Origin of the sequence: Actinoplanes sp. NPDC051861 (assembly GCF_040681145.1) — a bacterium.
In the GTDB taxonomy this organism is placed as follows: Bacteria; Actinomycetota; Actinomycetes; order Mycobacteriales; family Micromonosporaceae; genus Actinoplanes.
Genome location: NZ_JBFAYE010000025.1, coordinates 122,554 through 134,308, shown reverse-complemented (window position 1 = coordinate 134,308; position 11,755 = coordinate 122,554). Strand labels below are relative to the sequence as shown.

Here is an 11,755-nt window from a genome sequence, read left to right as displayed (position 1 = left end):
TGGAGCTGTCATGAGGTATCTGCGTGTCGGACCGCCCGGTGAGGAGCGCCCGGTGCTGTATCACCAGGGTGAGCTGCTCGACCTGTCCGGAGTGACCCGCGACATCGATGGCGCCTTCCTCGCCGCGGGTGGCTTCCAGGGAGACCCGTCGGCGCTGCCGCCGGCCCGCGTCGACGGATCCCGGATCGGGCCGCCGATCGCCCGGCCGGGTGCGGTGCTCTGCATCGGGCAGAACTACGCGGCGCACGCCAAGGAGTCGGGTGCCGAGCCGCCGAAGGAGCCGATCCTGTTCTACAAGGCGCCGAACACGGTGATCGGGCCGGAGGACGACATCCTGCTGCCGCGCGACTCGGTGCGCACGGACTGGGAGGTCGAACTCGGAGTCGTGATCGGCCGGACGGCACGCTATCTGTCGTCACCCTCGGAGGCGCTCGCGCACGTGGCCGGGTTCGTGATCTCCAACGACGTGTCGGAGCGGGACTTCCAGCTCGAACGGTCCGGTGGGCAGTGGTCCAAGGGCAAGTCGTGCGAGACGTTCAACCCACTCGGGCCGTGGCTGGTCACGCCGGACGAGGTGTCGCTCCCGCTGCGGCTGCGGTCGTGGGTGGACGGCTCCCCCCGCCAGGACTCCACGACCGAGGACATGATCTTCGACGTAGGCCACCTCGTCTGGCACCTGTCCCAGTTCACCGTCCTGGAACCCGGCGACCTGATCAACACGGGCACGCCGGAGGGGGTGGCCCTGTCGGGGCGCTTCCCGTACCTGCGTGCGGGCGACGTCGTCGAGATGGAGATCGACGGCCTGGGCAGACAGCGCTGCGTCGTCAAGGGCTGAGCCGCGCACGACTCGGGCGGATGCCCCGGCCGGCTGGCACCCACGCAGCATTCCGGCCGCCCGAGCCCGCCTCACCGCCGGCCCCCGCAACCCGGCCGGCACCCACGCAGAATCCCGGCCGTCCCGTTTTGTGGCTCACCTCGTCCCCCGGGCGTTCGTCCAGCGCCCCCGCCGGCCGTCACGGAGAGTGGAGCATTTCTTAAGTTGTGATTAAGTAAAGAATCTTTGGGAAACCGCTTTCCTCCTGCATACGTGCTACTCCCCAGACATCGCCTTCGAGGCGCCCTGCTAGGGAAAGGCACGGTATGACCAGGAGCAGAGTGATCGCAGCGGCGGCCGTATCAGTCGGTCTGGTCGCGGCGGTGGCGTTCACGAACTTCGCGGCGGCCGATGTGCCGCCGGCGACCGGCCAGGAGGTCGTCACCGCGACGATCGAGGTCAGTGGTGTCTTCGACGGCGAGAACAAGCGCTTCATCGGTGGCGGCGACCTCGGCGACGGCGGCCAGGACGAGGGCCAGGACCCGCTGTTCGAGCTGGCGGACGGCGCGACCCTGCGCAACGTGATCCTGGGCAGCCCGGCCGCCGACGGCGTGCACTGCTCCGGAAGCTGCACGCTGAGCGGCGTGCACTGGGAGGACGTGGGCGAGGACGCGGCGACGTTTCGGGGCACCAACGCCACCGTGGTGATCGAGAACGGCAGCGCGACCGCGGCCGACGACAAGGTGTTCCAGGACAACCGGGGCGCCGGCGGCTCGGTGACGATCCGGAACTTCGAGGTTTCCGACTTCGGCAAGCTCTACCGGTCGTGCGGCAACTGTTCTACGCAGGCCGCCCGTACCGTCACGATGCAGGACATCACCGCCACCGCACCCGGCGACACCCTCGCCGGCATCAACGTCAACCTGGGCGATCGCCTCACCATCGACGGCGTGACCCTGGTCGGCGACGAGATCAGCCTCTGCGACCTCTTCGAGGGCAACGACACCGGCGACGAACCCACCAAGGTCGGCGAAGGCCCCGACGGCACGAGCTGCGTCGCCACCGGCGTCACCGGCCCCTGAGATCGTCGGCGGCGCTGGGCCGGGTGCTCGCGGATTCGTCCTCCACGGGCGCCCGCCCCTCCCCGACATCCACGACCAGGGTCCGCGCATCGTCCACAACCAGGGCCCGCGCATCGTCCACGACCAGGGCCCGCGCTTCGTCCGCGACCGGGGCCCGCGCATCGTCCACGACCGGGGCCCGCGCATCGTCCACGACCGGGGCCCGCGCTTCGTCCGCGGACGGTGTCCAAGCGAAGGCGAGCGACCCGCCGACCAGCCCGAGCAGCAGCCCGACGACGAAGCCGCCCATGTTGGACGTGATCCAGGAGCTGAGGCACAGCAGGATCGCGACCAGCGAGTAGAACACCCGCTGGGACGGGTTGAACCACAGCAGCAGTCCGCACAGGATGATCACGAGCGGGATCAGGTAGCCGAGGAAGCTCTGCATTCCCACCTTGAGCACCACGGGGAGCGGCGCCCACACCGTCACGAAGATCTCGATGCCGCCGAGCAGCACGAACAGGCCGCCCCAGAACGGACGGGACCGCCGCCAGCGCCGCCACCGCCGCCGCCACTCAGCAGGCACGATCGCTGAATTCCATGCGCAGGTTGGGCAGGCGGAAAGTCGCCGCCGTGGTCGCGTAGTTGTTCTGCCGCAGGTTGGTGATGGTGACCTCGTCGGCCTGCTGGCCGAAGACGCCCAGGCCGCCGTTGACGCCGGGGACCTTGTTCAGCGTGCTGGCGTCCTGGCCGATATCGATCTTGTTGAACTCGGCGTCGCCGGTGATCAGGTCGGAGTCGACCACGAGACGCCGCGCGGTCACCGGGATCCGGTCGCTGCCCGCGGTGATCCGCAGGTTGGTGCCGCCCAGGTTGATGCTCTGGCACAGGCCGTACAGTTCGGCCTCGTTGATCGCCGAGACGATGAGGATCATCTGGCCACCGGTGTCGCCGGCGTTGGGGCTGTCCGGCGCCATCTCGTCGAGCGTGGCGAACTGCTCGAACCCGGTCCCGTGCAGACGGGGCGACGCGACCGTGAACGGCATGCCCGAGATGGAGAACGACACCGCGAGCACGCCTTTGCCGGTCAGCAGGACGAGCGCGGCGGCAAGAGCGGTGACGATGCCCATCATGGCGCCGAACCGGCGCCAGCGGGTCCGCCCGGCAGGGATGACAGTAGCGGTGGACACTCAAACTCCCTTTCCAAAGGCCGGGCACGCACTGCGGATACGCGCCCGGCATCGAGGGGCCGATCGATGGATCTCGATGATTGCGGCGAAGTTACGCCCCAGTAACCCGGGCCGTCAAGGCAGGATCCCGGCATTCCGGAAGGTGAAAAACCTCAGCGGTATCCGACTAGCGCTGCGGCTCCGCACACGGCGCGCTGACCTGTGCCGAGGGGTCCACCGGCACGCCCAGCTCGGCATCGGCGGCGTCCCGGCCGAGGAACGGCGCCATCATGAAGTAGCTCAGCACCGGCAGCAGACCGGGCAGCTCCGCGACCCGGCCGTCGGACACGTATCGGTAGATCGTCGCGTACACGCCGCCGACCACCGCACCCACCAGCTCGTCCGGCAGCGGCTTGGGCGCCTCCGCGAAGAACCGCGCGAACCGGCCGAGCAGGTCGGAGCGCTCGCGGCGGGCGAGCGGGCCGGCCGCGTCGATCTCCACGATGGCCATCGCGGCGAAGGCGGGCACACTGGCCAGGATGTCCAGCAGGACGCCGAGCGCGGCGCGCGCACCGGAACGCCAGTCAGGCGCGTCCGCGTACGCTTGATCCATCACCCGCAGAAGCACCCCCGTGCCGTGCCGGTACGTCGCGAGAAACGCGTCCTCCTTGCCCGCGAAGAGTGCGTAGAACGCCGGCCTGGTGACCCCCGCGGCCGTGCAGATGTCGCTGACCCGGGCGCTGGCGTAACCCTTCTCCGCGACCGTGTGCACGAGTGCGTCGAAGAGCCGTTCCCGCTGCGTGGCCGCCACGACCTCGGCCGGAACCTGCCGTGGCCCGCGCTTGATCGCCCGCGCCGGGTCCCGGCCGGTACGGGCGCCCGGCAGCGGCGGCGGGGCGGAAAGCGGACCACTCATCGGCAAACCTCGATGTATTGACACGTCGAAACGACCGGGTTTATAACTTCGAGAGCCGTTCGGTACGGATCTCGATGATGTTCCACGACGGAGTGCTTCTCAGTATCACTCTCGTCGATACCCGGTCCACTGCGGACGACCGGAAGAGAATCCCCCTCTCCCGGAAGGCATCCCCCATGCGCAAGCACCGGATCATCGCCACCGTCTCCGCCGCGGTCCTGGCCGCCACGCTCACCGCGACGCCGGCCCTGGCCTTCGACGACACGGTCCTGACCACCGGCAGCGCGGCCGGCACGGCGGTCGCCGCCGGCACCACCATCTCGTCGGCGCTGGCCACCGGCACCACCGCGGTCTTCGCCAGCACCGCGGGCGGCAGCAGCGGCATGACCTGCAAGACGTCCAGCATCAGCTCGGTGGTGGGTGAGAACCCGGCCGCGCCGGGCAGCGCCACCGCCGCCTCCACACTGACCCTGGCCGACTGCACCGTGAGCGGCATCTTCGGCGTGCTCGGCGTCAACAGCGTGACCATCAACAATCAGCCGTTTGCGACCGCAGTGAACAGCGACGGCACCGTGAGCGTGACGGGAACGGACGCTGCCCCGATCCAGGCGACGCTCGTGCTGCGCACCCTGCTCGGCACGGTGACCTGCGTCTTCACGGCGGAGAAGAACGACATCGCGGGCACTGCCGACAACACCGACAACGCGATCGCGTTCAGCGAGCAGCAGTTCGACCGCACCAGCGGCCCGTCCGCCTGCATCACGAACGCCTTCTTCACCGCCCGCTATGCTCCGGTCTCCGACGAGGCGGGAGCGCCGGTCTTCGTCAACTGAACCCACGGTCGTTGAGTCGAGTTGACTTGATGCAAGTCAACTCAGCTCGACTCAACTGCCGTCAACTGCGCTCGTTCGTGTCGACTGACAGATCGAGGCCCGCCGCCCAAGGGCGACGGGCCTCGATGAAAACAGGTCAGGCGATGACCGCCGACACCCGCACCACAGCGCCGGCCGGAGCAACCGGGACCACGTTCCCGTCCACCTGCTCACCGTCCACCAGCAGGTGGGTCACGCGGCCCTGGGCCCCGGCCGGCTTGCTCACCGTGATCTCGTAGGTGGCTCCCCGATACGACCGGGTCGCCTCGAAGCCGTCCCACTCGGACGGAAGCACCGGATCGATGCGCAGCCCTTCGAAGTCCGGCCGGATGCCCAGGATCCACTGCGTGATCGCCACGTAGTTCCACGCGGCCGTGCCCGACAGCCACGAGTTCTTCGCCTCGCCGTGCGTCGGCGCGTCCTTGCCGGCGATCATCTGCGCGTAGACGTACGGCTCAGTGCGGTGCACCTCGCTGATCGCCTCCCGCGCCGACGGGTTGATCCGCCGGTAGTAGTCGAACGCCCGGTCGCCGCGCCCGACGATCGCCTCGCCGATCATGATCCACGGGTTGGTGTGGCAGAAGATGCCGGCGTTCTCCTTGTAGCCCGGCGGGTACGACGAGATCTCACCCAGCTCGATGCGGTAGCTCGAGTACGCCGGCTGCTGGAGCACGATGCCGTGCGCAGTGGCGAGCCGGTCCGCCACGCTGTCCAGAGCCTTCACCGCCAGGCCGTCCTCGAGGCCGACCCCGCCGAGGACGCACATGCCCTGCGGCTCGATGAAGATCTGCCCCTCGTCGTTCTCCGACGAGCCGATCACGTGGCCGTAGAAGTCGTACGCCCGGCGGAACCACGCGCCGTCCCACCCGTGCTCGGCGATGCTGCCGGCCATCTTCTCGGCGGCCGAGCGGTACATCGCCTCCTCGCCGTCCTTGCCCACGATCGCGGCGAGCGCGGCGAGTTCCTTGGCCGCGAGCACGAACTGGCCGGCGATGAAGACCGACTCGGCCGCGCCGCCGGAGGCGTTCTCGGTGGTCTGGAACGGCTCGCCCGGGGTGTCGGAGAAGCAGTTGAGGTTCAGGCAGTCGTTCCAGTCGGCGCGGCCGATCAGCGGCAGGCCGTGCGGGCCGAGGCGGTCCAGCGTGTAGCGCAGCGAGCGGCGCAGGTGCTCGTAGAGCGGCACCTCACTGCCCGGCTCGTTGTCGAAGGTCACCGGCTCGTCGAGGATCGAGAGGTCGCCGGACTCCTTGACGTACGCCGCCACACCGAGGATCAGCCACAGCGGGTCGTCGTTGAATCCCTCGCCGATGTCGTTGTTGCCGCGCTTGGTGAGCGGTTGGTACTGGTGGTACGCCCCGCCGGTCTCCTTCTGGGTGGCGGCGATGTCGAGGATCCGCTCACGGGCCCGCTCCGGGATCATGTGCACGAAGCCGAGCAGGTCCTGGTTGGAGTCGCGGAAACCCATGCCCCGCCCGATGCCGGTTTCGTAACCCGACGCCGACCGGCTCATGTTGAACGTGACCATGCACTGGTACGCGTTCCAGACGTTCACCATCCGGTCGGTGTCGCCGTCCGGGGTGCGGACACGGAACCCGCCGAGCAGAGAGTCCCAGTACGCGCGCAGTTCCGCGTACCCCTCCTCCACGCTCTCGGAGCGCAACCAATGGTCGATGACCGGCCGCACGTTGGTCTTGTTGAGGGTCTGCGAGCCCGGCGGATCGAACTTGGCGTCGCGCGGATTCTCCGCATAGCCGAGCACGAAGTTCACCTCGCGCGTCTCGCCCGGCCCGAGCGCCAGCTTGACGTGGTGGCTGCCGATCGGCTGCCAGCCGTGCGCGATCGAGTCGCCCGCCGAGCCCCGCTCGACCGCGACCGGGCGGTCATAGCCCCGATACGACCCGAGGAACGCCTCACGCTGCGTGTCGAACCCGGCGAGCGGCTCGGAGCAGGCGAAGTACGCGAAGTGGTCGCGGCGTTCCCGGTACTCGGTCTTGTGGTAGATCACGCCGTCGACGACCTCGACCTGGCCGGTGTTGAAGTTGCGCTGGTAGTTCGTCGCGTCGTCCTGCGCGTCCCACAGGCAGAACTCGATCGACGAGAACAGCGACAGCTCGGCGGCGGTGTCACGGTTGTTGGTCACCCGGACACGCCAGACCTCCAGGGTCTGCCCGAGCGGAACGTAGTAGAGAGTCTCGGCCGCGATGCCCCCGCGAGCGGAGGCGATCTTCGTGTACGACATGCCGTGCCGGGCCTCGTAGGAGTCGAGTTCCCGTTCCGGCGTCGGCTGCCAGGAGGGCGACCAGTAGTCACCGCTGGCGTCGTCGCGGACGTAGACGTAGCGGCCGCCCACGTCGAGCGGCGCGTTGTTGTAGCGGTACCGGGTCAGCCGGCGCAGGCGGGCGTCGCGGTAGAACGAGTACCCACCCCCGGTGTTGGAGACGATGCCGAAGTAGGCCTCGGTGCCGAGGTAGTTGATCCACGGCAGCGGAGTGTCCGGCCGCTCGATCACGTACTCGCGCTGATCGTCGTCAAAATGCCCGTAGCGCAAAAGTTCCTCCCCGGTGGCGGGTAAGCCGCTCCGGCACGGTGCCGGTCGGCGGAAAGTCGGTCATGGGAGCGCTCCCAATTGACGTTCATTTTACCGGTCGGACCCCTTTGCGGAACCCGTCAATTGGCCGCAACTTTCGGCATGGCCACGGAAACAGGTCAGCCCGGACCCGCCGCTGCCAGCGACGGATCCGGGCTGCGCGAACTGCGGACTACGGCGCCCAGGGGGAGACGACGTTCCAGCTGCTGTCGGCGGACAGGGTCTGGGGGCGGTCGAAGGTGCCGCCGTTGCCCGCCGCGATCCATGCCTGGGCCTCGAAGTGGCGCAGGTAGGAGCCCGGGAAGTTGATCGACTCGAAGGTCACGCCGGTGCCGCCGACGCCCGGGCGGGCGCAGAAGGTGGCGTCGCCGGCGAACAGGGCTGAGCCGTCGTTCGCCGCGAGACGGATGCGACTGGCGGCGTGGCGCAGGTACTGGCCGGGGACGTTGACCGACTCGAAGGTGTAGCAGGAGTTGTCGGCCAGACCGCGGCGCAGGACAAACGTGGCGTCGTTCTTCAGCAGCGCCGCGCTCGACCCGTTCACCACCTCGGTCCATCCCAGGCTGTCAGCGTGCCGCAGATAACGGTCGGTGAAGTTCCACGTGGTGACCTGCAGTGAGCGCCGCACGTCGAACGGCAGGATCACCGAGCTGCGCCATTGAGCCGGCGCCGAGACGCTCCAGGTGGCGTCCGCGGCGAAGGATCCGCCGGTGTTCGCGTCGATGCGTACCTGGTCACTGGCGTGCCGCAGGTAGCGGCCGGGCTGGTTGGCAGCCTCGAACGAGACACCGCCCGCTGCCAGGCCGGGCCGGGAGCACCAGGTCGCGTCGGCCGCGAACGTGCCGCCCGTGTCCGCGTCGAGGCGCACCAGGCTGTTGGCGTGCCGCAGGTAGCGGCCCGGGAAGTTGACCGATTCGAAGGAGTAGCAGCGAGGATCGGAAAGGCCCGCAAGGGTACGGAAGGACGCGTCCTGCCGCGGCCCGTCCCCACTGATCACGTCCGTGCGGGCGAGCGAGTTGGCGTGCCGCAGGAACCGGTTCGTGTAGCCGGCCGTGGTCACCTGGAACGACCGGACATGCCCGAGGGTGAGCGGCACGCTCGCGTTCTGGTTCTTCGACGCGCGGATCAGGTTCGTCAGCGCGGTGCGCACCTGGTTGGTGTCGACCTTCTGGATCTGCCGGTCGTAGGTGAGCAGCCCGTTGTACTCGCCCTCCACGTCGGTGATCTCGGTGTAGACGAAGCCGGACAGCCCCTTCTGCGTCATCAGCTTCTGCGAGTCCCGGATCATGCCGGTGAACCGGTCGTTGAGCTGCGCGTTGCTCGACATCTGCTCGTACGCGAAGAACTGCCCGTTCGGGCTGTACTCGTGTCCCGGCGTGCGCAGCCCGAGACCGCCGAACTCGCCGAGGATCGACACCCGGGTGGAGCTCGGGTTCGGCGCCTCCGGGCCGGTGTACATGTGCCAGTCGATCATGTCGCCGGTGCCCGGGTCGCCCTTGGAGGCGCAGCAGTTGAAGCCGCTGTGCGGGTTCATCAGGCGGGTCGGGTCGTAGTTCTCCAGGTCCCGGGTGATCCGCTGGGTGTCGGCGAGGTTCCACTCGCCCCAGCCCTCGTTGAACGGCACGTACGTGACGACCGACGGGAACGCCCGGTGCTCGTCGATGATCTCGCGGGCCTCGGTCTCGAACTGGGCGATCTGCGCCGCCGACTTGGTGTCGTCACCGCCGGACGGGATGTCCTGCCAGACCAGCAGGCCGAGGCGGTCGGCGTGGTAGTACCAGCGGGCGGGCTCCACCTTGATGTGCTTGCGGATCATGTTGAAGCCCAGGTCCTTGTGCTTCTGGATGTCGAAGGCCAGCGCCGCGTCGGTGGGCGCGGTGTACAGGCCGTCGGGCCAGAAGCCCTGGTCGAGCGTGCCGGCGTGGAAGACGAACTCGCCGTTGAGGGTGGGCCGCAGTACACCGTTGACCAGCTTCGTCCCGACCTCCCGCATGCCGAAATAGCTGGTCACCTGGTCGACGGTGGCACCACTGCTGTTGCGCAGGCCGACACGCAGGTTGTAGAGGAACGGGTCGTCCGGCGACCAGAGCCGCGGGTTCGGGACCGGAACCGTGAACTCGGTGAAACCGCCGGTGGCGGAGCCGACGACCGTGGAGCCGTTCAGCGACTCGGCGAAGACACTGTGGCCGCTCACGGTGCCGCGGGTGAAGACGCGTACGCGTACATTTTGGGCAGTGATGTTCGGATAGATGTCGACCGAGTAGATGGACGAGGTGGCGGTCGGCTCGAGCCAGACCGTCTGCCAGATGCCCGACGTCGGGGTGTAGAAGATGCCGCTCGGGCTGTTGACCTGCTTGCCGGCCGGCTGTTCCTCGCCGCGGCCGTTGGTCGGGTCGTAAACGCGGACGACGATCTCGTTGGTGCCGCCGTTGAGCTGCGGGGTGATGTCCACCTCGAAACGGTCGTAACCGCCCCGGTGCGTGGTCACCTGCGTGCCGTTGATCCAGACGGTGGCCTCGTAGTCGACGGCGCCGAAGTGCAACTGGACGCGGCGGCCGTTCCAGCCGGACGGGACCGTGAAGGTCCGCCGGTAGAACATCAGGTCGCGGTTGTCGTTGCGCATGATTCCGGAGAGCGCCGACTCGACGGGGTACGGCACATTGATCCGCTCCGGCAGGGTCTGCCCGATCGGCGGGGCCGCGTTGCGGTTGACGTTGCCGGCCGAGTCGGTGGCCGGGTTCGAGAACTGCCACTCACCGTTGAGCGACTGCCAGTCGGGGCGCAGCATCTGCGGCCGAGGGTACTCAGGCAGCGGGTTCGCGGGGTTGACCTGGCTGGTCCAGGGAGTGGTCAGCGGTGGGGTCTTGGGTACGGCAGCCGACGCGGGCGTGGTGGTGGCGACCAGTCCGGCGGCGGCGAGTGTCAGGACGGAGAGGGCGCGTGCGAGCAGGAGGCGCATCGGACTCCTTCAGGGGAACGTGGTCGTTCTGCCGGAGGACGCCGGCATAACCCATCAGAGCCGAACGACTCCGATCAGGGTCGAACACATTCACCCATCGACGCGCGTTACTGTCAAGAGGCCGAACTGAATAGCGCGAACGCCGTCCCCTTCGCCTGCAACAGCAGGAACGTGGGCTTGGTACGCGTACCGTCAGGGTTGAAACTGACCTGGCCGGACGTGACCACGGTGTCCGTGGCGGCGATCGCGGTGCGGATGGCCTCGCGGTCCAGCGAGCCCGCACGGGCGATCGCGTCCAGGGCGACCTTCACCGCGTCGTAACCCTCGACGGTGGACGGCCCCGGGGCCGAACCGATCGCCTCCCGGTAACGCTCGGACCACGCCGCCAGCTCGGGCATGAACTGCGGGAAGATGAGCGCGGTGCCGTACACGTCGCGGGTCTGCTCCGCGGTCAGGTCCTGGAACAGCAACTCGTCGGCCGCGCCGTCGCCCACCACGATCTTGCCGCGGAAGTTCGCCGCGCGCAGATCCCTGATCAGCTGGCTGGCCTCGCTGTAGTAACCGGTGTAGTAGACGATGTCGGCCTTCGCGTCGACGATCGCGCCGGCGGTCCGGGCATAGCTGGGCGCGCCCTGGCTGAGCTTGAGCTCCGCGGCGACGGCGAGTTTCCTCGTACGCTCGGCGGCCTTGACCGTGGCGTCGGCGAGGGTGACCGGGAAGCTGGTGCCGTCATGCACCACCGCCACCCGCTTGCCGCCGAGCCGGCTCATCCAGCTCACCGCGAAGTCCGCCTCGGCCACCACCGTTCCGCAGAGCAGGAAGACGCTGTTGTAGCCGGCCTCCAGGAGGTCGGTCGAGTTGGCCTGCGCGACGATCATCGGCACGCCGGCGTCATGGAAGATCTTGAGCGTGGGAACGACCGCGCTGCTGCAGTAACCGCCGACCGAGACAGCAACGTCCCTCTTCAGCACGCTTTGCGCCGCGGTGACGGCCGTGCCGGCTTCACAGGCGTCGTCCTCGACGATCAGCTCGACCTGGCGGCCCAGCACTCCCCCGGCGGCGTTGGCCTCACTGACGGCCAGCTTCGCCCCGTGCGACATAGCCTCGCCGGACTGGCTGCTACGGCCGGTGAGCGGGACCAGCGCGGCCAGGCGTACGGTGTCGGCCCCCGCTGACGCGGCAGGCGCCGCCGCAGGCTCGCTGCCGTCCCCGCAGCCCACGAGAAGCGCCAGCACAGCGCCGACTGCGGCAACGGAGAGCGTGCGTCGGGACCCCATGACAGTCGTATCGGTCCGGCTCCCGGATAGCTGAGCCCGATTCCTTGACTGCCCGCCGGTACGTGCCGAATGGCAAGACGTGATCAGGCGACTGCGCGGA

General features: G+C 68.7%; 9 protein-coding genes. 3 read left to right on the top strand and 6 right to left on the bottom strand.

From position 1 onward, the window contains the following. Positions 1-10: 10 nt before the first annotated feature. Complete coding sequence (locus tag AB0M02_RS40435) at positions 11-835, top strand: fumarylacetoacetate hydrolase family protein (RefSeq protein ID WP_364237319.1); 825 nt, start codon at positions 11-13, stop codon at positions 833-835. Between the two features lie 305 nt (positions 836-1,140). After that, a complete protein-coding gene (locus AB0M02_RS40430; protein WP_364237316.1) occupies positions 1,141-1,896 on the top strand; it encodes a pectate lyase in 756 nt (251 codons plus the stop codon). Here the strand turns inward: AB0M02_RS40430 and AB0M02_RS40425 are convergent. From AB0M02_RS40425 to AB0M02_RS40415, 3 genes are all read right to left on the bottom strand, one after another. Beyond that, the gene (locus AB0M02_RS40425; protein ID WP_364237313.1) at positions 1,883-2,461 is read right to left on the bottom strand and encodes a DUF6114 domain-containing protein; all 579 of its coding nucleotides are present in this window, start codon (positions 2,459-2,461) and stop codon (positions 1,883-1,885) included. The genes AB0M02_RS40430 and AB0M02_RS40425 overlap by 14 nt on opposite strands. Next, a complete protein-coding gene (locus AB0M02_RS40420) occupies positions 2,451-3,065 on the bottom strand; it encodes a DUF6230 family protein (protein WP_364237311.1) in 615 nt (204 codons plus the stop codon). The genes AB0M02_RS40425 and AB0M02_RS40420 overlap by 11 nt, the downstream gene beginning before the upstream one ends. Positions 3,066-3,231: 166 nt before the next feature. After that, entirely contained in the window at positions 3,232-3,960 is a 729-nt protein-coding gene (locus AB0M02_RS40415; RefSeq protein ID WP_364237309.1) for a TetR/AcrR family transcriptional regulator, read from the bottom strand. Between the two features lie 176 nt (positions 3,961-4,136). Between AB0M02_RS40415 and AB0M02_RS40410 the strand changes: the two genes are divergently transcribed. Further along, on the top strand, positions 4,137-4,793 hold the full coding sequence (locus AB0M02_RS40410; protein ID WP_364237307.1) for a Tat pathway signal sequence domain protein: 657 nt from the start codon (positions 4,137-4,139) through the stop codon (positions 4,791-4,793). 136 nt (positions 4,794-4,929) lie between these two features. Here AB0M02_RS40410 and AB0M02_RS40405 read toward each other — a convergent pair whose 3' ends face one another. The 3 genes from AB0M02_RS40405 to AB0M02_RS40395 all read right to left on the bottom strand — a co-directional run bounded on the left by AB0M02_RS40405 (position 4,930) and on the right by AB0M02_RS40395 (position 11,655). Further along, positions 4,930-7,380, bottom strand: coding sequence for a glycosyl hydrolase family 65 protein (locus tag AB0M02_RS40405; protein WP_364237305.1), 2,451 nt, complete (start codon positions 7,378-7,380; stop codon positions 4,930-4,932). A 211-nt stretch (positions 7,381-7,591) separates the two neighbouring features. Continuing rightward, complete coding sequence (locus tag AB0M02_RS40400) at positions 7,592-10,378, bottom strand: AbfB domain-containing protein (RefSeq protein WP_364237303.1); 2,787 nt, start codon at positions 10,376-10,378, stop codon at positions 7,592-7,594. Between the two features lie 113 nt (positions 10,379-10,491). Beyond that, a complete protein-coding gene (locus tag AB0M02_RS40395; RefSeq protein WP_364237300.1) occupies positions 10,492-11,655 on the bottom strand; it encodes a branched-chain amino acid ABC transporter substrate-binding protein in 1,164 nt (387 codons plus the stop codon). Positions 11,656-11,755: the final 100 nt, after the last annotated feature.